This window comes from Lentimicrobium sp. L6 (assembly GCF_013166655.1).
Lineage (GTDB): Bacteria > Bacteroidota > Bacteroidia > Bacteroidales > UBA12170 > UBA12170.
Map to the genome: position 1 here is coordinate 1 of NZ_JABKCA010000075.1, position 24,894 is coordinate 24,894.

Annotated in this window: 15 protein-coding genes, 1 tRNA gene and 1 pseudogene; 4 read left to right on the top strand and 13 right to left on the bottom strand. The window is 34.0% G+C overall.

All coding sequences use genetic code 11. From position 1 onward, the window contains the following. Positions 1–271: 271 nt before the first annotated feature. Positions 272–787, top strand: a complete 516-nt coding sequence (locus HNS38_RS16450; RefSeq protein ID WP_172280335.1) for a peroxiredoxin — start codon at positions 272–274, stop codon at positions 785–787. A gap of 96 nt (positions 788–883) precedes the next feature. Here HNS38_RS16450 and HNS38_RS16455 read toward each other — a convergent pair whose 3' ends face one another. From HNS38_RS16455 to HNS38_RS16475, 5 genes are all read right to left on the bottom strand, one after another. Beyond that, positions 884–4,600 carry a choice-of-anchor tandem repeat GloVer-containing protein gene (locus HNS38_RS16455; protein ID WP_172346737.1) on the bottom strand — a complete coding sequence of 1,239 codons (3,717 nt, stop codon included), beginning with the start codon at positions 4,598–4,600 and terminating at the stop codon, positions 884–886. 106 nt (positions 4,601–4,706) lie between these two features. Next, complete coding sequence (locus tag HNS38_RS16460) at positions 4,707–5,474, bottom strand: LVIVD repeat-containing protein (protein WP_172346738.1); 768 nt, start codon at positions 5,472–5,474, stop codon at positions 4,707–4,709. Between the two features lie 11 nt (positions 5,475–5,485). Further along, positions 5,486–6,010, bottom strand: a complete 525-nt coding sequence (locus tag HNS38_RS16465; RefSeq protein WP_172280329.1) for a hypothetical protein — start codon at positions 6,008–6,010, stop codon at positions 5,486–5,488. 115 nt (positions 6,011–6,125) lie between these two features. Then, positions 6,126–7,322: a pyridoxal phosphate-dependent aminotransferase gene (locus HNS38_RS16470; RefSeq protein ID WP_172280327.1), complete on the bottom strand. Its 1,197-nt coding sequence runs from the start codon at positions 7,320–7,322 to the stop codon at positions 6,126–6,128. Between the two features lie 101 nt (positions 7,323–7,423). Then, on the bottom strand, positions 7,424–7,885 hold the full coding sequence (locus HNS38_RS16475; RefSeq protein WP_172346739.1) for a DUF1573 domain-containing protein: 462 nt from the start codon (positions 7,883–7,885) through the stop codon (positions 7,424–7,426). Between the two features lie 1,134 nt (positions 7,886–9,019). Here HNS38_RS16475 and HNS38_RS16480 point away from each other — a divergent pair. Then, positions 9,020–11,929: a PQQ-binding-like beta-propeller repeat protein gene (locus HNS38_RS16480; RefSeq protein WP_172346740.1), complete on the top strand. Its 2,910-nt coding sequence runs from the start codon at positions 9,020–9,022 to the stop codon at positions 11,927–11,929. Positions 11,930–11,983: 54 nt separating this feature from the next. After that, positions 11,984–12,057: transfer RNA gene (locus tag HNS38_RS16485), tRNA-Arg, on the top strand. A 92-nt stretch (positions 12,058–12,149) separates the two neighbouring features. Here the strand turns inward: HNS38_RS16485 and HNS38_RS16490 are convergent. The 7 genes and pseudogenes from HNS38_RS16490 to HNS38_RS16520 form a co-directional block, all read right to left on the bottom strand. Beyond that, positions 12,150–13,304: a putative phage abortive infection protein gene (locus HNS38_RS16490; RefSeq protein WP_172346741.1), complete on the bottom strand. Its 1,155-nt coding sequence runs from the start codon at positions 13,302–13,304 to the stop codon at positions 12,150–12,152. Between the two features lie 5 nt (positions 13,305–13,309). Beyond that, on the bottom strand, positions 13,310–16,630 hold the full coding sequence (locus tag HNS38_RS16495; protein WP_172346742.1) for a DEAD/DEAH box helicase family protein: 3,321 nt from the start codon (positions 16,628–16,630) through the stop codon (positions 13,310–13,312). A 2-nt stretch (positions 16,631–16,632) separates the two neighbouring features. Then, a complete protein-coding gene (locus tag HNS38_RS16500; protein WP_172346743.1) occupies positions 16,633–17,535 on the bottom strand; it encodes an Abi family protein in 903 nt (300 codons plus the stop codon). Between the two features lie 238 nt (positions 17,536–17,773). Then, the gene (locus HNS38_RS16505; RefSeq protein WP_172346744.1) at positions 17,774–19,063 is read right to left on the bottom strand and encodes a restriction endonuclease subunit S; all 1,290 of its coding nucleotides are present in this window, start codon (positions 19,061–19,063) and stop codon (positions 17,774–17,776) included. Next, the gene (locus HNS38_RS16510; protein ID WP_172346745.1) at positions 19,060–21,138 is read right to left on the bottom strand and encodes a class I SAM-dependent DNA methyltransferase; all 2,079 of its coding nucleotides are present in this window, start codon (positions 21,136–21,138) and stop codon (positions 19,060–19,062) included. Before HNS38_RS16510 ends, HNS38_RS16505 begins: the two co-directional genes overlap by 4 nt. Before the next feature lie 239 nt (positions 21,139–21,377). Then, positions 21,378–21,848: pseudogene (locus HNS38_RS16515) on the bottom strand (DUF3987 domain-containing protein); the annotation flags it as partial. A gap of 37 nt (positions 21,849–21,885) precedes the next feature. Next, a complete protein-coding gene (locus HNS38_RS16520) occupies positions 21,886–22,269 on the bottom strand; it encodes an HU family DNA-binding protein (RefSeq protein ID WP_172346746.1) in 384 nt (127 codons plus the stop codon). A 335-nt stretch (positions 22,270–22,604) separates the two neighbouring features. Between HNS38_RS16520 and arfB the strand changes: the two genes are divergently transcribed. Continuing rightward, positions 22,605–23,021 carry an alternative ribosome rescue aminoacyl-tRNA hydrolase ArfB gene (gene arfB, locus HNS38_RS16525; RefSeq protein WP_172280320.1) on the top strand — a complete coding sequence of 139 codons (417 nt, stop codon included), beginning with the start codon at positions 22,605–22,607 and terminating at the stop codon, positions 23,019–23,021. A gap of 111 nt (positions 23,022–23,132) precedes the next feature. Here the strand turns inward: arfB and HNS38_RS16530 are convergent. Continuing rightward, positions 23,133–24,894: PAS domain S-box protein (locus tag HNS38_RS16530; RefSeq protein ID WP_172346747.1), on the bottom strand; the 1,762-nt coding region annotated here is incomplete at its 5' end.

Consider the following 24,894-nt stretch of genomic DNA (forward strand, 5'->3'; position numbering starts at 1 on the left):
AAATAATATACTCATATACAACTATTTGTGAACTAAATGGGTAACCCTATAAAATGATATTGCCACTAAGATACCAAGCTATCAAGAAACACAAAGGGCTTACTATTAATGCTTTAATTTTCATGCATCTTTGTGTCTTTGAGCCATTGTGGCTAAAAAAGGCTTTTCGGAGTGGACTTAAAGCTATAAAAATGTAAAAAAATTCCAAACACTAGATTTTTTCAGTAAGAATATCGTCATTTGAACGACCAATAGGATAAAACAAGAAATAATGAAAAAAATAAACATAATGATTATGGCTTTTGCTTTGATATTTTCGAGCCAAGCCTGCAAAAAAGATGAGGATTCAGATACTCCAGAAGTAGCGGTAAAAATTGGTGCCATTGCCCCAGATTTTAGTGTAGCAGATGAGACAGGAACTTTCTATAAACTGTCAGACCAAAGAGGGAAATATGTAGTAGTGGATTTTTGGGCTGCATGGTGTAGTATATGTAGAACAGAAAACCCCAAAATGCAAGCCTTATACACCAAGTATATGGATAAGAATGTACAGTTCATGGGAGTTTGTTTAGATGAAAATACTGAGAACTGGCAATCAGCTATTGAGGCAGATCAGCTCACCTATCTTCAACTTATTGATGAGGATGCTTTCAGCTCAAAGGTAGCCACCACCTATGGAATAACGAGTGTTCCATTTATGATGTTATTGGATACTGAAGGAAAGATTATCACCTTTACCAGTAGAGTTTCAGAAATTGAATCTTGGTTAAATCAGGAGATTGACTGAGTGGGAAGCATGAAGTCGGAAGGGAGAAGCTGAAGTTGGAAGCTGGAAGCGGGAAGTGGGAAGCGCATGAAGTGGTTGGAAAACTTTGATTAAATCTTAACGTCGAATCAAAACTTTAGTATTCTTCACCACATCATACGTGCGAACTTGAACAATATAATGCCCAGTGGGTAATGAAATGGCTTTTTCAAATTTGAAGAAGTCATTTTCTGTATAGGTCATTACTGCTTTTCCGGCTAGATCGTAGAAAATAATATCGGCTTGTTTGATCATCTTTCGGCTACGGACCACTATACTTTCTGGGTAATAATAAACCTCAATATCTCCTTCCTCCACGGGCTGTAACACCCAATCGGTGAAATATAATTTGAAAGGATAATTTCCATCGCTGGTGAAATAGTCGAAGGTATAAGACTCCTCTAAGAGGTTGATTCTTTTATTCCAAATTAAATCTTCAAGTATGAGATAATCATAGCCCATATTGCTATCTATGCTGATGGTAAAAGTTCCATTTGATTGGCATTTTACTGATAAGTCCATCATGGTGGTATCTGGAAGCTGATTAATGCCCAATTCTTTTTCTCCGCCATAAGTGAATATCTGTGGACGGTTGTTTCGATGAGGCATGATCTTCAGCGCATCTTTATCATATTCAAAATCAGGACTAGAGCTTGGATTGAAACTGATATAGGTATAGTCGGAGCCATTTTTACTATCTACTTTTAGTTTCAAAACATGGTCGCGGATATTTAGGTTTTCTTGAAACCCAGAAGCATGTATTCTATCGGCATTCAGGAAATCCATTTGCTCGTTTTGCTCTGCATATACCCAAAACACATCTAAAGGTTGAATGAGAGGATGGGCATCTCCTAAACCATCGATATAAGTTTCAAATTGATCCTCCTCCATGTTAAATCTATAAAGAGCAGGATGAGAAAGATGAGTGAAATCGAGTTGGGACCAGTTGAAAGAGCTGGGATATGGGTTTGCCAAACTATAGAAGCGATTTTCATGGAAAGTATAATGCATATCTCCCCAATTAGATTCTCCTTTGAAATGGATGACTTGTCCACTATCCAAGTCTAAGATATAAGGATTCATGGCTTGAAATAAATAGGAAGAATCTTCAATAGGAAGAAAATATTCATCATCACCCTCCTCATAGCCAAAGGCTGTAATGCTATCCAAGTGAAACCAAGTACTTTCTTTAATGGGTAATCCCATACAATCTATTTGTGCTTTACTGGATTGGTATTGATAAGTAAATCCACCTTTTTGTTCCTCCCCATTTTCTAGAATAAATGAGGCTTTGTTTTCATCATTGGCTAGTAAGAGAAAATCTCCTTTATCAATAATGCTTTCACATGTCAACTGTCCTTGAGGGCTTAGCGTAAGTTTTGTTTCTGCCATAATTTCCAAACTACCAATATCTACAATAGTATCTATCCAAGGAAATCGGGGAGCACTAGGCGTAATTACTATATTGGCTTTAGATTCTGGTGTTTTACTTCCATACCAGTTACTCTCATTATACCAGACTGTATCTTTTTCTCCTGTCCAATAATATTTATCGTCTTTTTCTTCTGTTCTGATTAAATTTACTCTTGAAATAAAATCAAATGGAGCATTGGTTTCTTCTATATCATCTTCCCAATATTCATAATAAAAAGGTGATTCTTCTAGTATAATGAAAACTTGATCTCCCAAATGAGCATCATATATTCCTATATCCCCTATCTCTGTACCACTTCTTCGTCTGTTCTGTATAAGATAACGATTAGAGAAATCTTCAATTACCGAATTTCTAGTATAATTATTAATCTCAGTGGAAAAAGGTGAAGAATCCAATAAACTATCTTTATGAATATCATAAGCATAAGGTTCCTCCCACGAGATTTTCACTTCATTACTCATAAAATCACCATAGACGAGTCCATTACTGGCACAAAATAAGTTGTTTCGAGGAGTGGCAGGGTTTGAATTTGTTGGAAAAAATCTATTCATATCAAAAATGCGATTGACTTCATTGGTTTCTTTATTCCATGTAAATAGCATACCATAAGTCCAGTCATCAGTGGCAGTACCTCCATCACTACAGCTACCCACATAAACATTGGGTAAATACTCTATCAAATCTCTTACATACTCCAAATCTGGCACTTGAGATTCTATCATTTCATTTTTATAATAATTATATTCATAGAAATTAAAAAAACGATTGAAATAAATATTGCCATTGCTGTTCATCTTAGGTTCAGAGTTTCCAAAATACAATAAATCGATATCATATATCTTCTTTAATCGATTCTGCATATAGTCATACTCGAATACAAAAGCTCCTCTAGAATCTTTAGTTTCTTTTGATGTGCTTACAGTAGAAATCCCGATAATTTTACCACTTCCCACACTAAAACCATTTGCATAAGGATTAATATCAAAGCCAATTTCTGCTAAATCCAGTTTCTTGGTAAACTCATGACTGTTCTGATCAATCTGAAATAATATACCTTTATTTTCTTTGCCTCCATATCCAGTCATCCCATAAATATGTCCATCCTCTCCTTGGCACATCCAATTGGGATTTTGACCTTCGATAGCGCTTTCATTTCTACCAAACATTTTCAAAACATCTATTTCTTTATGAATAGGATCATAATTATAAATCCCTCCCCACTGGTGATTTTGAAACCCCTGAAATAAGCCCAAGAAACGACCTTCGGAAGCATGAATTTTACCATAAGGAATACTCGCATCCAAATCATTAAAATCTACTAATACCTCTAACACTCTAGTTAAAAGATTAAAGCTAAATATCTTTCCTTTACCTTGTTCATCTCTATTCTTCAGCACACCAATTAGTTTATAATCTGTTAATTGGGTGAAATATCCATCAAACTCGTGATTTAAAAATTCCGATGAATAAGCAGAGATATGATATAAGGCTTGAATACTTGATGTTAAAGGGTTAAATTTATAAATAGTTCCCCCAGAATGCTCACCACCATAAGCCGTAACACCATAAAAATTCCCATCACTGGCCTTAAACATTTCTCCTTTGGGTTTTCGTCCAGTTTCATTACTGAATGAAGCTTCAATGATATAACTATCTCCTTTGGGATCTAATTTAAAAACCACGCCATCGCCATTTCCCCCTCCATTAACAGTAGTTCCATAGGTAAAACCATTTGCGTGAACCTTTAAACTTCCTTCTGGATTTTTGGCTTCTCCAAAATCAATGGATTTTCTCGAACTTGCATTCTCCACATCAATCTCAATCAAAGCTCCGCTACCTTCAAGACCACCATATCTCGTCAAAGTATAGAATTTACCATTATCAAGTTTAGTCCAGTATCCTTTATGCTCATATCCTTGGGATTTAGGAATGGCTAGGAGCCACTCTTGCGTGTTATTTTGAATATCATAAGCAAATACATCAACTACAGTATCACCTAATCGGGTAGCATAAATATAATCTTCATCAATGGCTACTAATTTCCCAAAATCTAAGGAATCTAGTAAGACTATTATTTCTTGACTGGATGGATTATATGAATATAATTGCTCCTCAATGGAACCATATAAAAGTCCATTTCCATTTTCAAAAAAAATTGGATTTGTGGGCGCATCATATTCTATGTAACCATGCCCAAAGCGATGGATAGTTTCCACCTCTTTATTTTCAGGGTCTACAGTAAAAATCATCCCTCCTCCTTCGCTTCCGGCAAGAGAATGATAGCCCCAAATTTCTTCTTGAGCATAAGAGAAAATTACAGGAATAAAGAGAATACATATTAAAAACGCAATTCGTTTCATGAGCTTATGTTGTAAGGCTAAAGGTACTCAATAATACTATTTCAATAGAAGAATGGAAGGTCATAAAACCTTAAATAATCCATAAAATAGTTCCATTTATCTCCAATTATTGAAATAGTATATTGCTAATCAAATCAATATCATGTACATCACTGATATCATATTGGAATAGCCCATCTTGCCCTACCAAGAACATTCTGTCTTCTCTAATAATCACATCATAAGCATCAATACCACTGATACCTCCAGCCCAAACTAAAGAATATGGATTGGTATAATCATAGATTTCAACTCCATCTCCACTATTACAAACAAAAACATAGTTTTGGTATAAGCCAAGCCCTTTGGGGCCGCTCAAAACCTGAGAACTTAATAGCTTAGGGTATTCTTTATTCTTAATATCCAAAACATCTAATCTATTAACTCCTGATTGCCAATTACAAGAACTGGTACTGTTTAAGGTCACAAAAGCCAAAGTATCATTAGCCACAACAGGATCGCAACTGGTGATATGTTGGTAGAAAGAAAGGTATTTGATATTTGCAGGATTACTGATGTCATAAATATACATTCCATTGATGGAGCCAATAAAAAGGTACTCTTCTAAAGTAAAAACGGTTTCTATTCCGAAGTCCACATTCAACTGACTTAAAAATTGGGGTTCAGCTGTATTGGTAAGATCATATACTTTTAAAGAATACTCATTGATTAAAAACAAATGGTCGCCAGAAATACTAAACTTGGCCATGCTTCCGCCTTGTCCTTGAGTATCACCCCCCGTTGGAACACCCGACTCGCTAGAAGTGGAAGAATCCTTAGTACAAGAAGCCATTATGGCTATAGCCAATACAAAAATGATAAACATATTTTTCATGATAATTTCTATTAATTGGTGGTATAACATTTAGGATCTGACACTTCTGTTTGCACCCAATCCATTACAAATCCTTTCGACTCGTCAACACATTCGAAATAAGTACCATAGGGTACATTCGGTGGATATTTAGAATAGTTGGTCTGATAAACATCCTCTATTCTTTTGGTCAGAATTGGATTAGAAATATTGCTGATATCTATGGTCACTAAATCTTCCAAATTATCCGCATAAAGAGAATTTCCTTTAATGGAAATATCATGATTACCCAAAATCTGTAAGAAACCTATTTTTAGAGGGTTTGCGGGATCACTATTGTCAATCACATGAACACCCAGCCCCACATCACCAATAAATATATACTGATCTTTAATATATATTTTTCCTTGATTCTTCATCTCTTGAGCAGGAAGATAAGTTACTGTTTTGGCTTCAGCATAACTAATATAAATAGGTTTATAAGCCAATTCTAAACTGGCATTGCTTCCACTAAAAAACAGTAAAAACAAGAAGGAATAAAGAACTAATCGTTTCATAAATCGGAATTTATATGTTGAATAATTTGTTTTTGATAGCGTAAAACTACAAAATAAAGACAAAAAAAAATCGACAAAGTTGTTTGCCGATTTTTTTCAAATATGTTTTTATAGTTTATACTCTTCCAGGATATACCTTTAAAGCTTCTTCTAATACTATCATACTACTTTTGAGGTCATCTGTATTTAGGACATAAGAGATTCTGATTTCGTCTTTCCCCAATCCTTCAGTACTATAAAATCCACTGGCAGGGGCAAGCATTACAGTTTGGTTTTCATAAGCAAAATCCTCTAACATCCATTGGCAGAATCTATCAGAATTATCAATAGGAAGTTTAGCTACCACATAAAATGCTCCTTTAGGATTAGGACAATAAACGCCATCCATTTTATTCAAAGACTCCACAACCACATTACGTCTGAGAAGATATTCTTCAATAACCTCCTCAAAATAAGACATTGGTGTTTCTAAAGCAGCCTCGCTAGCTACCTGACCAAAACTTGGAGGACTCAAACGCGCTTGAGCAAACTTCATAGCCGTTGCCATGACTTCTTTGTTCTTACTAATCATACAACCAATACGAAAACCACAAGCTGAATATCTTTTCGATACAGAATCAATCAAGATACTATGCTGATCTAAACCTTCTAAATTCATCACAGAAAAATGCTCTTCTCCATCGTAAACAAACTCACGATAGACTTCATCGGCGATTAAATAAAGATCATATTTTAAAGCAATTTGCTTCAATACTTCAAGCTCATCTTTGCTGTATAAATAACCAGTTGGGTTATTAGGATTACAAACCATGATGGCTTTAGTTTTATCTGTTACCGCTTTCTCAAACTCACTAATTGGAGGAAGAGAGAAACCATCTTTAATATCACTAAAAATAGGTTTTACTTTTACACCAGCATTAGTGGCAAAACCATTATAATTGGCATAGAAAGGCTCTGGGATAATAATTTCATCACCTTCGTCCATAATACTTTGAATAGCAAATAAAATAGCCTCTGAAGCTCCTGCAGTAACAATAATATCATCTGCATCTACACCAATATTATTCTTTTTATAATAAGCGGCTAATTTTTCGCGATATTGCTGATGACCAGCAGAATGGCTATAAGCAACCACTTTTTCATCATAATTTCTAATGGCATCCAAAGCCACTTCGGGTGTCTTAATATCAGGTTGTCCTATATTTAAATGATAAACCTTTACACCTCTTTTTTTTGCTGCTTCAGCATAAGGTACTAATTTACGGATGGGAGACTCCGGCATCAATTTTCCTTTGTTTGATATTCCTGGCATTTTCAAAGTATTAATTAACAATTATCAAAAAAAAATCCTGACTTAAAAAGTCAGGACAAAGGTCTTATATTTTTTTGGTTTTCAAGTAAGTAAAAAACCTATTATTTATTTACAGGAGACATATCCTTGTCAACATTTTTAGTCGGCATAGCTGTATCTGGCTGCGCTAATACTTTACCTTTAATTTTCAAAACTACAGTTGGAGTTTTAGCATTAGAAGTAATAGTAATTGATTTGTGGAAAGACCCTAATCGCTTAGTATCATATTTCACCTTAATAGTATCCGACTGACCTGGCATTAGAGGCTGACGAGACCATTTAGGAATGGTACATCCACATGAAGATTTTACACGAGATAAAATCAAAGGTTCTTTTCCATCATTTGTATAAACAAATACACAATTCCCATCTGCATTCTGGTAAATCGTACCATAATCATGATCAGTAATATCAAAAGTGATAACTGGTGCATTTGGGTTCTCAGTAACCTCAGCAGCATTTTGTGCCATGGCTCCTAGTCCAAAAGTCATGATTAGTGCAAAGGATAATAGAAACTTTTTCATTTTTAAAAGTTTTAAGGGTTAAAATAATAGTTAAAGGGCAAAGTTATAAAATTACAAACACAACAAAGCACATGCCAATCTTTTTTTAACATAATTTACACTGCTAAAAACAGCTATTTCTTATTTTGATGCGCTGGAATATGATTGTGTAATAGAATCCGAATAGAATCAATTTCCCTATACAAGATTATACATTGCACTTAGGCTAATAATAGACTATAGATTTGAGTTTATCGAGTTTTTGAGGATTCTTTTACAATGATATTTGTCTTCTGAAATTGAAATCCGTTTAGCAGAATTATTCTATTACACTTTTTAAAAAGTGCAGCAAAACCTCCGCTGTATCAGCAAGTCTACTCCACAAATGGCTTTTCGGAAAAACAATAAACTCCTCCTTATAGTGACATTCTGCGAATGCTCACTAACGAGCGTCAAACAATATTGTTTTTATTTCCTACAAGCCATTTGCTCCGCTTAACGACTTCCTGACAAGGCGGATGTAGACTTCCGCTGGAAGTCTTTATAAATTTTGCGTGATTGAATTCAAAATCTTTAACTGATTTCTAGTTCATAACAAAATAGACTCAAATATACTTTCTTCATTATAAAATCAGGTATTAATACTCAAAGCATAATTTGTTCTCGAAGACAGTGGGCAGGCCTTTCCCAAACTGGGGGCGGTTCATGGGGGGAATTATTGAATATTTGATTTGTCAGCAAAGGGCCATGGCTTTTAAAGTAATGACATCGAATAAATTTTAAATAGAAACAACTTTTTTTAAATTCAGATAGGAGATTGGATTATAAGGTCATTAGTTTTCTACTTTGGTAGACAAATCAATACTCTATAAGAGGCGGGGAGGCAATTGTTTGGGATGGCTTTTTGCATCCTTTTTTCCACAAAAAAGGATGATAGGATTTTTATACCAAATTAACAATATCACTGGTATATGGGATTATCACATACATTAATAGAAACGACATTGAACCTATCAAAACTTAATATTATGATAAAGTTTCATAAATATTATCATTGTGGAATTTAAATACACTTTTCTTAGCGCATCAAAATAGGATTTAGCCGAAAAATCTTCTATTTTTTTGTAATTTTAAGCCATCATTAAATCATTCAACATGAAAAAACTATACTTATTTAGCCTTATCTTACTACCATTCATCTTATTAGCTCAAAAGAGCACCAATGAATGGACCGTAGTTGCTACCTACGAAATCCCAGGAAAAGCTGGAGGAATCACCTATGATGGTGAATTTTTATACAGCGGATTATATAGTTCTGATGGCGATGACAGCAGGATATTCAAAATCGATCCTGCAGATGGAAGCTACGAGCTACAATGTATTGCTCCCATCGAAGAAGCTTTGGGATTAAGTTTTGATGGAACTCATTTCTGGTCAACAGACCGACAAGGTAGCTATGATCCTGCCTTAGCCGTTGAATTTGATATGGATGGAAACTTCATCAGCAATTTTGAATTGCCAGCCACCTATATTTCGGGAATAGAAAGTATGGAGGATGGCAGCTTTTGGGTGAATGCCTATTACGATCCCAATGGCACTGCTTTTCATGTAGATGATGAAGGAAACGAATTAGGGCAGTTTTCCACACCAAACGACCAACCTTGGGCCATTTGTCAAATGGGTGATGATTTTTGGATTGCAGATTACGATGCTGATATGCTTTATTTAGTAGACGATGCTGGACAAGTGATAGAAAGCCACGAAAGCGTTGGAATTAAGCCCACTGGAGTGGTTTTTGATGGAACATACCTTTGGTATGTCACAGGCCCATCTCAAGCTAACTCTACCCTTTATAAGATAAATCTAAGCGGAGGTGGGAATCCTGTTCTCGACATACAAGCACAGAATATTAATTTGGGAGACCAACTCGTTGACTCCAATACTACATTTGAACTCGAATTTACTAATACTGGCGGAAGTGAAGGTATTTTCACTTTAGGTGATTTGACTGGAATGGGTGGGAATATTATAGAACTAACTGGCTTGCCAGAAACATTAAGTTTAGCACCCTCCTCAAGTGAAACTATTAGTATTTCAGTGGATTTTATTGAAGCTGGAATTATTGATTTGATTCAAGAATTCACGACTAACGATCCCGTAAATCAGGAAATTGAAATTCATATTTTCGGACAATCCACTTACGATGGTCCATTAATAGCTTATGATGATGAAAACTTAGCATTTGATGATGTCAGAAAATTTGCCAGCACCCGTCGCTATATTAAAGTGATGAATACTGGAAATGAAAACCTTGTCATTGACGAAATCTATTTTAATAATGCGGCCTTTTATATAGATGAATACATAACTACGCCTATAGCTATTCCTTCTCTGGATACTTTAGACATTGGAGTTTGGTTTTTCCCTCAAACTGAAGGTGATTTTAGTACCGAATTGTTTATCTCAACAAATACATCTGGGAACCCACCTATCATTGAATTTAGCGCCAATGCTATAAATACTGACAATGGAATAGGAAGCCTTTTATGGAGTCATCAAATAACGGATGGCTACGATCAAAGTCCAAAAGCCATGCTAGGTATAGAGGATGTTTCAGGTGATAATGTTGGCGATGTGATTGTTTGTGCAGAAAATAATCAAGTGATCTGTCTCAATGGAAATAGCTCTGGAACAGCGGATGTATTATGGACTACAGAAATCTATTCGGGAAACGTATATCAGCAAAATGGAATCGATTATTTGGATGATATTGATGAGGATGGTTATGATGATTTTATTATTGGTACTGCTGGTGGAGATAGAGCTATTAATTGTATCTCGGCTAAAACGGGTGAAATCTTATGGAAATTCCAAACCAATGTGATTGGTGATGGTGGTTGGGTTTATCAAGTCTACGGTCAAAAAGATGTAAATGGAGACGGTATAAACGATGCCTTAGCTGCAGTTGGTGATGATGCCAACGATGTGGGCCCAAAATGTATTTTCTTGATAGATGGAAACACAGGTGAGCAAATTTGGAGGTGTGCTTTAAATGGCCCTGGCTTTGGTGTGATTGCCGTTGAAGATTTTACTGGTGATGGTCAAGTTGATGTGATTGGTGGCGGAAGTAATAATGCAGAAACCCAAGGAAAAGTATTTGGAATTGATGGCAGCAATGGACAAATAGAATGGGATTTTAATGTAAATGGAACCTCTGTTTGGGCTTTAGCTCCATTAGGAGATTTGAATAATGATAATGTTCCTGATATCATGGCTGGTGATTTTAGCGGACAGTATTATTTCCTTGATGCCACCAATGGTAATGAAATAGAAAATGGTAGCATAGGCAATAATCTCATCCTTCGACTTTTAAACCTTGGAGATATTTCTGAGGATGGCTTCGATGATATATTAATTGCCAGCTCATCAACCAACACCTATCTTATTGATGGATATACTGCTGATGCTGTTTGGTCAGCCAATTTAGATGACAAGTCGTGGAATGTAGCTGTGGCTAATGATTTAAATGAAGATGGATTTAACGATGTGATGGTGGGTTCTTTGTTTAGCAATAATTACTCCTATTTCTTAGATGGTGCCACTGGTGATGAGATGAGTAAAAAAGCTGCCGCCTCTCCTATTGATGCCTTATGCAGCACCGATGACGCTTGTAGAGATTACACCATAGAAATGGTAGTAGGAGATAGAGATGGTTTGGTGAGCTGCTATAGCGGTGGAATTGACGGAACGGTGTCTATTCCAGAAAATGACAATCTGATTTCTGAGGAGTCTAATTCATTTAGCATCAGCCCTAATCCTATCATTAATGATATTCAAATCAATACCACTTGGAATTCAGAAGAACGAGTAGATTTAGTATTGGTGGAAACAGCTTCGGGAAAATCATGGAGCCTCGGAAGTCAAGAAATTTCACAAGGCGATAATGAATTTAACATTTCCATTTCATCATCACTTAAATCACAATTATCCAGTGGTTTATATTTTATAAAACTAAAGGGCAAGGATATGAAGAAAGCAGAAAAAATGATTTATTTAAAAAAATAGGAAGAAATAGTTTTCTTTCCAGAAAAAAATATATCTTTGCACCCGCAAAAAGATGGTCCAGTAGCTCAGCTGGATAGAGCAGCAGCCTTCTAAGCTGCGGGTCACAGGTTCGAGTCCTGTCTGGATCACTTTAAAAGAAAAACCGTTAGATTAACTTCTGACGGTTTTTTTTATGTCCCACATTACTATAAAACAAAACTTAATAGACAACTTAATATCACTATTTCTTTAAATAGATATCTTTCCACTCAAATTCTACTTCAGGATAATAATAATGTGGTTCCATATCTGGAATGAAATTTCTAGGAAGATTCTTTACTAAGTTATAATCACTAATAAGTTTCCTTTCATATTTATTATCATATTCCCATTTTCTTCCCAATTCGGTTAATGAATTAATAAAGAATACCGCTTGCTCATAGTTTGACATTTGAGCACGTAGTGTTTTAATATAATCGTATTTCTCATCAAAAGAGAATAGCCATTCGGGTTGTTGGTCGATATATTTAATTGCTTGATAAAGATGCCTGAAAAAATGACCTAAGTGGTATTGGTGACCGCCAAAAAACTTAATCTTAGCATTATCTAATTCTGGTAAACCTTCTGTATTAAGGATTTCAGAAATATCCCTATCAGAAAATTTTAAATTACCAGAATATTTTGCTTTAACACCATCAAAATCATAGACAGTGACAATTCGCCTTACAGTATCGGTTAAATCTTTTAGCTGTGTTTCATTAAGAATGCACTCTAAATAGTTTTTAAGCTCTTTATCTGTGTCGATAGGTATGCCCCAAAATGTGATTAGGTAGGCTACTTCGTTTATTTTCAGGTTATTTATCCAATCCTTTTTATCTAATACTTTTCTAGAATCATTTTTCCATTTGTCAACGTAGATTTCTTTAAATTTTCCGTACCTATCATCTTGATTGAAAAAGTAATTGTCAGTAAATTCTAGTTCTTTGGCAATTTTACGAGCTACTTTATATTGTTCAAATATTGTTTTCATTACTCGTCTTCCAGTAACATATTCTTCATCTGCTTTTCTTCCGTCTTCTTCATAATAGAATGGATTTCTAAATTTCATCTCATCCACATTAGCACGGTAATACTTGATAAGCTCAAAGAATCTGGCTTCAACTTGTTGCCTGTGAAAAGAACGGATTTGGTAGATTAGTGTTGTTGCTAATAAAAAGGCTCCCAAAAAGGCTCCAAATTGCGCCCAAACCTGGGTGTCAATTGTATAGGAGAAATACACACCAGTAGACAGGTAAAATAGAATAGCTGCCACTGAAGTAAAAATGATAAAAAAATTGATCAGTTTTTTTGTAAACTTGTCCTTTGTTTTATTGAAACTCGTACTTCTATTGTTCATAATTATTACACTTTATAACCCCAATCATCATCAGCAGCTTTACTAAAATATTCTTCCTGCTCATATGGCTTATTTATCAATCTTTCAAAGTCATCGCATATTTGGTTGAGGCTGTCTTTGGTTTCTTTTAGGAAAAAGTCGCCTAAATCTTTGTTGCGACGGATGAATTTGCGGTATATTTTGGCGAAGTCATCGTATATTTCTTCTGCATCGAAAGTTTGGCCGTTGTCTTTTATTTTTGCGATTAATCTTTGCCCTGCATCATCATTTTTTATATAGCTGAAAAACCTTTCTATTTTGGCTTCAAAGTCCTTGATTAGCTCTTCGATTTCTTCTTCTTCCTGATTTCTTTTTTCGATAACTTTTAAAATGTTGTATTTGTATTTCTTTCCTTCTCCTTCACCCATTCCGCTCACAACACTTTTCTTACCATTTTCTTCAATTTCTGTGGGTGCTGTTATACCTATTTTATTATCGAAGTAGATTTCCACATCATCGATGATTTCATCTTGACGGTGTACATTATTATATTCATTATTAAACCTTCTCCAGAATTGTAAAAATATAGACTCCCCAAATTTTTTATCCAGCTCAATGATGTATTCTATTAAATTAAAAATGAAGAAATATTTATTTATTTTGGATTTTAATTTTTTTGCATCTTTTGGATGATTAGTAATGAATTCAGTAAAGTTATTTTGAATATTTAGAATAATTTGAATGTTTTTATCACCTGATTCGTATTTCTTAAATGGTTCAAAGTTTTTGGCGAAAATATCATGGGATTTAAGCTCGCTATATAATGCTTCAAGTTTCTCATTGTCATTTAAAGGGTCGAAATCGGAGACAACAACATTACTAAAGTGTTCGAATGATTGATGGATATTTTTCACATTGATATTTTTATAGGAGAAGTCGACTATTTTACAATCATTTTTATGTTTTGTTGTTCTGTTAACCCTTGAAATAGTTTGAATGGCATTGATACCCCTTATTTCTTTATCAAGGAATAGTGTTTGCAGTTTGGGTTCATCAAATCCGGTTTGAAGCTTGTCAATAACAATGATTAAGCCATTCTTTTTAATGGCAAAGTTTTGTAAAACTTTAGCTTCAGATAAACCATTGTTCAGCGTTGATGAGGCTTGGTGGTCCTGGCTATCACTATAGACAATATAAACAGGAGCTTCCTTAAAACGGTCGTATTTCTTCTGTTGTGTAAGTTCCTTATAATATCTTTCAATATGTTTCTTATACTTAATTGCTGCTTTAATTGATGAAACAGCCAACATTGCTTTTGCTGTACCACGTATTTGATGATAGACTGTTGAGACTAATCTGTTTACTATAAATTTGGAGACTGCTTTAATTCTATCTTCATTTAAATATATCTTTTTCTTACGAATGGCATATTTCCTTCCAAATTCATCAATACCCGTTTCTGTATTGTCTGGGATATCTTCATAACCAGTATCTCCTTCGAAACCTTCTAAATCACTATCTGGAATTTCAAAGTACATTTTGGCTGCCACAGGAACAATACCTTTTAGTGGGTTTAAAATATAACCATCTTCAATGGCTTCGCGCATGGTATAATAATCAAAAGGAGCCCAAATTTTTTCAGCTTCTGCATATTTATTAAACTCACCAAATCTTGCTAATGAAATATCTGATGGGGTTGCGGTAAGACCAATAATTAGATTTTTCTTTTGCTGTTCTTGTTTATAATCTTCATTATTATCGAAGCTACTTTGGAGTTCATCGAAAAGAGAAATCATTTCTTCGTGCTGAACTCCGCTATTACTACGGTGAATCTCATCTATAAGAAATGCAATTCGAAGAGTAGAGAGCTTTTTAATTATATCTGGCTCTAATACTTCCTTTATAGTGGTGAATTTTTGCACATTGACCACCATTACCCTAATATCGCTTTTGAGGGCTTTAAGAAAGGATTTCTTATCATCAGCTTCAATAAACATACTTTTACTGATGTTCATATTGAACATTTTAGAATCCAATTGGTCGCGTAATTGTATTCTATCTACAACTAGTATTACTTTATCGTAAATATATTCCTTGTTTTTACGAAGGTCTTTAAGCTGTAAAGCTGTCCAGCCAATAATGTTACTTTTTCCAAAACCTGCAGCGTATTGAAGCAGTAGGGAATATACGGTTTTGTTGTTCTGGTATTTTTGTCGTTTTTCGATTAATTCTTTTGCTTGCTGTTCTCCAATGCCTTTTGATTTTAGCTCTTTACGAAGTTTTGTAATGAAATAATCGGGTTCGGATTCGTGAACTAAAAACTCATCAATCTTACTAAGTATTTTATCTGTTCCGTATTTTTGTTTAGGACGAGGGCTAATTAACCGACCATCGTTATGCTTGTACTCTTTGTTTTTACTGTTTTCTTTCTTTATTAATTCGCGCTCAATAAAATTATAATATAGTATTTCTTTCTCTATCATTTTTTTATCATAGAGTACCCTGAATACTTCTTCGAACCTTTCTGTTTTTTTAGCCTTAGGATTTCTTAATGGATAGGACTTAAAATCTTTTATGAGTTTTTTATTATAGTCGTCGAAATCGTAACTCCCAGAGGTGACTTTTTGTTTTATCTCATCGAATAAGGTTGATATGTTACGAATGACGAATGTGTCGTTGATATCGGTTGATGTAATATGAATAGCTTTTTCAAAAATCTTTAGAAAGTCTTTGCGTATTGTTGCAGAAACATCGTTGTTATCTGCTATTTCAAGATACTCCTGAACTGCTTGAAGGTAGTCTTTTGCTACTTTGTTTTTACCGTTTTTTCTAGCATTCTGGTTATTATAATTACTTTTGAGTTCGCTATATCCTAAATAGATTCCATTGAGAAAGAAAGATAAATCGGGACGGAAAGAAAATCGTTGTTTGTCTTGAAATTTAAATGTATAAGGCAACTCTTGAACAACGGAAAAAATATTTAAATCGAATAATTTATCTTCATGAGTGATGCTTCCGCTTGGGTAGAAGAGATGAAGTTTAAAACCTTCGAAGCTTACCGTTTTATTATTATTGATAAAAATGGCCATATTCATAGATTCCTTTATTCGTTGATTAAGAAAATCCATGAACTTTGTCATTAACTCTTTTTCGGAGTTAAATTTACGGAGTAGTTTTTTATAGTTCTCCTTATTGAGAGGCGTTTCGCTGATAAATTGTTTTAAATCTTCTACAATGAAGAACTGCTGAGAAACGGTATTTGCTTTAACTTCTTTATATTTAAGCCCATCGTTGCGCTCACAGAGGAAGTTGATTAAATATTTATCTTGTAATTCTAATTCGTTCATAATTAGTAGAAGTTTTTAAATAGGGGTTGTTCTTGCCAATCAGGTGGAAAACCGAGTTTATATTTTGGTATACTTGGAAAATCGTGAAATAATTCTTGTAACTCTTTCTTTAGGTGATGACCAGGACTTATTCTATCGTTTAGATAAATCATTGCACAAAGAATTGGAAATATTTTTTTTCTTCTTTGGTCATCTGGTGTATAATCTAATAAAGGAAAGCGAGTAGATTTGGGCCATTTATATTTTGTGATGATTGCTCTGTTCCACAGCCTACTGTGATGGGCAATTATATTTCTTATTAATGTAATCGCACTTAACCAACTTGCCAAGTCCTTTGCACTATTGATACCAAGCTCATTGGTGATTCTTGATTTCGCAGGTAATTGAGTATTGATATTCTTATATAATTTTGATAAGGTGCCTAAGGTTACAATTTCAAGAGCTTTCCAAGATTCTGGGACTTCGTTTTTGTGATTTCCATAGTGTTTCTTCATAAACTCTTCACTACTACTTAGCATTTCCCTATTCAATTTTGATAAGAAGATAGAATGATTAAATGGGTCGGTAAATAGGGACTGATTCACAAACCAATGAGCTCCATAATCTAATGACATGTGATAGATAAGTTTGGTACGTAATGAAACTTCAATTCTCTCGATGGCATTAAACACTAATATTCTAAAATTTCTATCAAAATTATAGTTATCAATTATATTTTCGAAATAGGTATCAGGCTTAAAAGTATGTTTTTCAAAATCTTGCTGCATTTCCCACCAATAGCCTTTTAAGCGATAATAACTAATATTAGCTAAATAATGAGGAGCTTGATTTATATCATGAAAAAGCATTCCCCTTTGGCTAAGCAATTCAATTTGTTCTTGTATAGTTTTGGGTTCTTTTGCCATTAGATAGTTGAATTAATATTTTTGGCAAAAAGAATAGGAAAGGCTATAAAATAAAAAGACCCGATTGCTGTTCTTAAGGGAAGCAAATCGAGTACGGTTGCTGCAAATATAATAACATTTATATCACTATCACAAGCTTTTCTATTATCGTTGTCAATATTTAACATTTTATCGTCTTTATAATCGCCTATTCTATCGTCTCTTTAAGCAGCTATTTTATCTCTTGTTTTATGTGCTATTATTGGCTTACTTTAATCTTTCCTGTTACCACATCATTTATTAGTGTTTTCTTTAATTCTTTTAGAGTTGTTATTTGAGTAGTTATGTTTTTGGTAATCTTGTCAATTATTGTTGTTTTGTAATCTAATATTTTTAAAATCTCTTTTTGTTCAACTATTGGAGGAACTGGACAGTGAAAGTTATTTAACAAAAGTGGATTCAAATGAGGAATCCCCATCCCTGTAGGGATTTTTTGTAACATGTATTCAATATTTTCTTTCAGAAAATAAAAGTATTTAGGTAATAAAATTCTTTTATTGAAAACTAATTTAGCAATTGTTGAAGATATATAGCCTTTTTTAGATTTTATAATTTCGCCAGCTGCAGCACCATCCCAAACAATAATTAAATCGTTTTCCGTTGCAATTAATGACTTATTTTCACTGATACAATATGAGCTAAAAGTAGTTTTGTCATTTCTTAAATAGTCCAGACTTAAAAGATTAAGAGAGTTTTTAAAGGGAATATCTGAATTGCTCAAGTTTTTTCCTTTAATTGTTTTACAAAATCCTTTTACTCTTATTACTTCCCAATGTTCCGGAATATCACCAAGCCACTCAATCCCGCTATTTTTTAATTTAACATCTTTGTTTAAACCTCGGCATACCGTTTCATTGATGATACTTTTTTTGAGTTCCTTGTATTTTTTAGCCTTTTGCTCTAATAGGTAAATTTTGTTGTCTATTGCTGTTGTTTTTTTGTCAAGGTAATTGGCTATTTGTGTTTGTTCAAGTTTAGGAGGGAGGGCAATGTTTAAGTTATACAAAATACCTTGACCTAGTGAGGCTCTTGTAACAAGACTTATTTGCCTACTTATTAAAGTCCTGTAAAAATGAGCCTTAAAATAGAATTTAGAATATTCTTTTAGTATTTTTTTTCTTGGTCTAAACCTAATTGTAAAACCAGAAAATGTAGCTTTGGGGACGGTGGATAAACAAGTAGAAGCAATACCTATCTCATCAATAGTTTCAGATGTTCTTGTAAAAAAAACATCTCCAGATTTAACAGAGTAAAGTTTTTGGTCCTGAGTTGAAGAATTTGCAAGGTTGACAATTTGGTTGATGTTAATAGAGTCATTGTAGACATTCCCATAACTTACGAATGGGTGCCCTGAGCCGAAATACTCTTTAGATTTACTGATTCCATTTTGTAAAAAACCTAAATCTTTTAGCCTGCAAATTTCCCAATGAGATGGAACTTCAAAAAGCTTTTGAACTGCTTTATATTCATTATATGTGTCAAATCTCATAAAGCCAAATCATTTTCAAGGTCAGCTAAATCATTTTCAAGGTCTTTAAGCTCCTGTGAAATAGTTTCAACAGGTCTTAGTATTTCTGGTTGGTAAAATTCTTTATTGAAATTGATTTCTACACCTATTATATTGTCAATATATTCAAATGGCTTAGTAATGTATTTGGCCATAAAATTGGCCATGTTTTGAGTATTAAGAATCTCATTGGGTGAGTAGGGAATAATTTCGTAGTCTTTTTGGTAATCGGGCGTTAGCTCTACTGTAATGACAATATGAATAGGCTTTGTTTTGGTAGCTTTTTTGTAAGCAGCCTTTATTAGTATTTTGCCACAACCTAATTCTTCATTTGTTTTGCCATTTGACTTAATGATGGTTTCTTTATCCGCATCGTAGTAATATATATTACCTTCTGTATCGTGAACTTTAAGCTCAGCTTCTTTATAATCGAGGCTTGAAATTATTGGTTTCAAGTCTTCATCGAAATAATCTTTTAAGGAATCGAATTGGATATTGTCGTATTCTTTAATTTCAAAATTGGTAAAAGTGATATTATCTTCATCTAAAACTTGTGTGATTTTTGAAGGTTTAATTTTAAGTGACTTTTCTTTTACTTCTTCACCATCTCTATTGATTCTAGTTGCTAAATGCTCTTCGAATGATTTCCCATTTTCATCTATATTGGTGAGCATGATACTTTGTTTATTATAATAGAAATGCCATTTATCATATACCTTAGCAATACTATTATCTTTAAAGCTATCCAGAGTATTTACTATTTCCTTTCGGTTTTCTAAAACCATTTCTTTTCGTTTCTTTCCCCTGCTCTTTTTGAGCGGTTCGAAAAGTTGAGAAGCATTGATAAGTATTACTTTGTCTTTTCTTTCTGCTGCTTTGTTTTTATTGAAAACCCATAAATAGGTATAGATACCTGTATTAAAAAATTCATCGGTTGGCATTTGAATGATGGCTTCTACCCAATCTTGGTCGAAGAAATATTTACGAATATTGCTTTCTCCACCACCAGCATCGCCACTAAATAAAGTGGAACCATTATGAACCACAACAGATAAGCCATCATCGGCTAATTGATAAAGAATATGTTGTGTGAATAAGAATTGACCATCGGAGATGGAAGGTAAATCAATGAATCGTTCAGTTGTATCGTTTTCAATATCTTTTCTATAACCTTTCCAGTCTACACCATAGGGTGGATTTGCCACAACAATATCAAATTTCTTTTCAATGAAAGAAATATTGGTTAAAGTGTTGCCGTATTTTATATCGGAATCGGTTCTGAATCGGCTTTCTATTTTGGCCAGCGCATAAAGGCTGTCGCTCCAATCTTCGCCAAAGGTAGCTGTTGGTCTGGAAAATGTTTTTTTAATCTTGTCATCGACACCAAAGAGTAGGTTTCCACCACCGCAAGTGGGGTCGTAAATACTTAGAAATTTACCATTATCATCAATCTTAGAGCTAATGATTTCGGTAATAAGAGAGGTAATATCATCAGGGGTATATTGCTCTCCAGCTGTTTCGGCAGAGATATCGGCCCATTTTCTTTTAATGTGTTCTTCGAGTGTTGTTATTTCGGAATTATCAAAGGGAACTAAATCAATTTCACTCCAAGCAGAAATAGTATCGAATAGGATACGTTTTTTCTTTAGCAAGCCACTTGTACCCGAAATATCAAGAAATTTTTCTTCTTCTGTTCCTTTATCAACACCTAGTAGAGATTTAGTTTCTGCATCAAACGATTTGAGATAGGTATCGAAATCAATATCGAAAGTTTTGTCATTCTCACAAATATCCTTTAAGGTTTTGTTTTTTCTAATGACATAATCGTTATAGCCATAGCCAAAATCTTCAAATTCTTCTACAAATCCTTCTATATCGTCACGGCTAATTTCTTGTTCTAGTTCTTTGGAATATCTTAGAAGACGACTTTCAACCATGATTAATGCAAAATAGGGCATCATAAATTTAGGAAAATCACTTTGTTTGATACCGGCACCTATAAGTAAATCTGCTGTTTTCCAAACATCGGATTCGTATTGTAATATATTGTTGTTCATTGGGGTTTCAATTGTGTTTAGTTACTTATTTAGGATAACCTGATTGGGCAACTAGTAACTCTGTGTTTAATCATATTTATTGACTGCTAAAGTAAGGAAAATGCATTATAATGGCTAATGAAATAACTACCATTGTTATACTCTGTATTACAAAGATTATAAATTGTATAACAATTGAAAGTTTATGGATTAGTTAAATCCTATATTTCCTTAGAATCCTGAGAATCCTTAAATCCGTATTATTCAGTATTTATTTTGATATAATGGTCGTGACTTTCTCTATGGATTAAAGAATCTTTTAAGAATTTTGCAATATATCCTTCGGCTGTTTTTGGATTTATGGATAATGATTCTGCCAATTCTAGGTATTTTTTTCGATTGAAGGTTTCTGGTAATGCATCCAAGAAGCTTTCCTTTTTATTCTTCAACCTTGTTGGTTTCGATTCACCATCTAATTCCGAAAACACCTTTGCTGAATGCTCAACTAAGACTTTAACCATCGTTATAGCTGTTCTAAAATCTGTATCATTGCATTCTATCTTTTCTGTAAGCTGCCCATTCTCCATAATCCGTAATGCGGTAAGTATCATTGCTATTCGAAAAGTGAAAAGACCTAATCTGCGAACAGTCCCTATATAATCCAGACCTTGTGATTTTACAAATTTAGTCTGCATAGATTCGAAAAGAATATTAAAAGACTCCTCTTGCTCTTGAGTTAGTTTATACTTTTATACAAAGAATAATCCCCTACTTCACTTTCTTAAATTTAGCATTCAGGAGCCCCTCCTTTAGATATTTATGGGGCCGAAATGCTATTTTTAGTTCTTTTATTTTACTCGCCTTGGCTTCTTTCGCTGTGGCACTTCCTTCCACTTTAGCATGAAGACTAAAAATTCCAAACTCATCTAATTCTATACTCTTATTCTGCAATAATAGTGTGGGCAAATTTGTGATGAGAGTTCTGAGTACACCATATACATCAGTCTCGGTTAAACTACACTGTCGGGATATGTCTTTTGATAACTCCCTTAATTTTAATTTTTGGCGATTACATATGCGAGGATAGTATTTATATTGAGTCTCCCCTGTAGAAAGCTTATCGGCTAAGGCTGTTACTTTATAATTTATCATAGGAATGCTGATTTTGATACGTTTAATGAATGAGTAAAATTAATAAATAAACCTCTATAAATCAGGAGTCATTATTTTTTTGTATCTTTGTGATGCTCAAGGTATTCAAACACAAGCTCATCAGTATAAATATCATCTAGTGATTTCCACCTATATCATCGCATATTCTAAGCTACATTAAAATTAAATTTGATGTACATTATAATTAATTCTAATCTAGGTCATCCGTTCAACTTCTAAACTACATTTCATTCATTAATGCTTAGCTTTTATTCAATTGGAAGCTTATTATTAAAGAATATCCATTTTTCCCTAAATTTGCAAAAACAAAAACCATGCATCACTATAAATACATCCCCTTTGGACATTTAGATACAGAAATAAAATTCTCCTTTAGCAGAAGCAGTGGGCCTGGCGGACAAAGTGTAAATAAGCTGAATACTAAGGCCGAACTTCGGTTTTCTATTAGGGAATCAGAATTACTTTTAGAGGAGCATAAACAGATTATTCTGGAGAAACTTTCAAGATTTATCAACCAAGAAGGAGAATTTATTTTAGTTTCACAAGCCAGCAGGAGTCAGTTACAGAACAAGGAAATTGCGATAGAGAAGTTCTACGAGTTGATCAACAAAGTATTGACTCCTCGTAAAAGAAGAGTAAAAACCAGGGCCACCAAAGCCTCAAAGGAAAGGCGCTTACAAGCTAAAAAGCAACAAGGGGAAAAGAAATCTAGACGCAAATGGAATGGCTAAGGAGGAAGTTGGAAGTGGGAAGTGGGAAGTTAGAAGTCAGAAGTTGGAAGTGGGAAACATCTAAACCTGGTGCTTATCTGCTGACAAATAAGATTTTCTCCAACAAAATCCTTATTGAAAGGGAACAAAAACATAGAAAGTAGTTCCTTTGCCTTCTTCAGATTCTAAACGAATTTCCCCACTTAATACTTCCAAATAAGCCTTTACTATGGAAAGCCCTAAACCAGCTCCTTCATACTTACTCGATAAACTTAGATCTGCCTGTACAAATCTATGAAAAACACTTTCTTGCTTGTCTTTGAGAATACCAATTCCAGTGTCTTTCACTTTAAAATAAAATCCATTGGTCTTTTTATCTGCACTAAACTCCACACTTCCGGTTTCGGTAAATTTAATGGCATTTTTAATCAGGTTTGTGATAATGGAATAGAGTTTATCCTCATCCACTCTTATTACAGAGTCCTTATTTTCAAAGCCTTTATTCATGATGAATTTTAAGCCTTTATATTCTGCTTCTAGACCAAACAAGCGATGAATATCATCCATTTGTTCTCCAATATTCACGTTTGCTTGCTGATTATCCACTTGTCCGGCTTCTATTCTGGAGATATCCATAATATCATTGATGGTATTTAATAGTCTTTGACTCGATCTTTCAATCACAGAAGAAAACTCCTTGACCTCCCCTAAACTAATATTCTCATCCATTAAAAGACTCGTAAAACCCATTATGCCATTCATAGGTGTTCTTATTTCGTGGCTCATATTGGCTAAGAAGGAAGATTTCAATCGATCAGACTCCTCCGCTTTTGCTAAAGCTTTTATTAATTGCGCTTCTGTTTCGATTCTATCTGTGATATCTCTATTAATAGAAATACTTGCTGCTACATCTTGAAATTCGATGGGGGTCACAATCATCTCTGTCCAATATTCACTACCATTCTTTCTTCTTTTCTTTTCAATGGTCTTAATGGTATTCCCTTTTAACAGGGATATTTCCATATCTTGCACATTATAATCACAACTACCATCCACATATATATCTTGAGAAATATTCATACTTAAAAGCTCATCGCGAGAATAACCTGTTTGCTGAGATGCTGCCGAATTTGCTTCTAGTATCTGACCACCATGGTTTCCTCCAACCCTGGTCACAAAAATAGCATCTCCCAAATCTTCGAATAACCTTTTAAACCTAGTTTCACTTCTTGCATGCTTCTCTTGTATGTTTTTTCTATTAATGGAGATACTTATTTGTTCGGCAATGAAAGAGAACATTTCCTCATCGGACTTATTAAAAGCATTTTCATTTGTATAACTCTGAACTGCAATAGCTCCTATAGCTTTTCCTTCCACTACCAATGGTGAGCCCAACCAGATTTTGGAAACAGAACCCATATCATTGATAAATCCCTCTTCTTTCAATTTCTGATTCAATACCGCATCAACCATTAAGGTTTGATTGGTTTTAATAATATATTTAGTAAGGGTTTTAGCTGCAGGTACTTTGTGAAATTGGTCTTGTTCATCGGAATAGAAGGGGAAAGTAAAATAATCTTTTTCTTCATCATATAAAGCCACATAAAAATTAGTAGTATCAATTATTTTCTCCAGTTCCTTATGAATGATTCCTATAAATTCAGCTAGGTTATTATTTAAATTGGCAGCATTAGAAATATTAAATAACACCTTTTGTACTTTTTCATACTTCTTTTTCTCAGTAATATCTTCAGCCACTTTTAAAAAGTTAATGATATGACCATTTTCATCTATAATTGGCGATACTGTGGCTTTTTCCCAAAATAATTCCCCATTTTTCTTTTTATTATGAAACTCACCATGCCATTCTTTTCCGGACTTCACCATTTTCCAC

Bases quoted from the DNA above. Each gene is read 5' to 3' on its own strand.
- HNS38_RS16490 (WP_172346741.1), bottom strand. From the start codon at position 13,304: ATGAACAATAGAAGTACGAGTTTCAATAAAACAAAGGACAAGTTTACA.
- HNS38_RS16520 (WP_172346746.1), bottom strand. From the start codon at position 22,269: ATGATAAATTATAAAGTAACAGCCTTAGCCGATAAGCTTTCTACAGGG.
- HNS38_RS16500 (WP_172346743.1), bottom strand. From the start codon at position 17,535: ATGGCAAAAGAACCCAAAACTATACAAGAACAAATTGAATTGCTTAGC.
- HNS38_RS16465 (WP_172280329.1), bottom strand. From the start codon at position 6,010: ATGAAACGATTAGTTCTTTATTCCTTCTTGTTTTTACTGTTTTTTAGT.
- HNS38_RS16455 (WP_172346737.1), bottom strand. From the start codon at position 4,600: ATGAAACGAATTGCGTTTTTAATATGTATTCTCTTTATTCCTGTAATT.
- HNS38_RS16480 (WP_172346740.1), top strand. From the start codon at position 9,020: ATGAAAAAACTATACTTATTTAGCCTTATCTTACTACCATTCATCTTA.
- HNS38_RS16450 (WP_172280335.1), top strand. From the start codon at position 272: ATGAAAAAAATAAACATAATGATTATGGCTTTTGCTTTGATATTTTCG.
- HNS38_RS16505 (WP_172346744.1), bottom strand. From the start codon at position 19,063: ATGAGATTTGACACATATAATGAATATAAAGCAGTTCAAAAGCTTTTT.
- HNS38_RS16470 (WP_172280327.1), bottom strand. From the start codon at position 7,322: ATGCCAGGAATATCAAACAAAGGAAAATTGATGCCGGAGTCTCCCATC.
- HNS38_RS16475 (WP_172346739.1), bottom strand. From the start codon at position 7,885: ATGAAAAAGTTTCTATTATCCTTTGCACTAATCATGACTTTTGGACTA.
- HNS38_RS16495 (WP_172346742.1), bottom strand. From the start codon at position 16,630: ATGAACGAATTAGAATTACAAGATAAATATTTAATCAACTTCCTCTGT.
- HNS38_RS16510 (WP_172346745.1), bottom strand. From the start codon at position 21,138: ATGAACAACAATATATTACAATACGAATCCGATGTTTGGAAAACAGCA.
- arfB (WP_172280320.1), top strand. From the start codon at position 22,605: ATGCATCACTATAAATACATCCCCTTTGGACATTTAGATACAGAAATA.
- HNS38_RS16460 (WP_172346738.1), bottom strand. From the start codon at position 5,474: ATGAAAAATATGTTTATCATTTTTGTATTGGCTATAGCCATAATGGCT.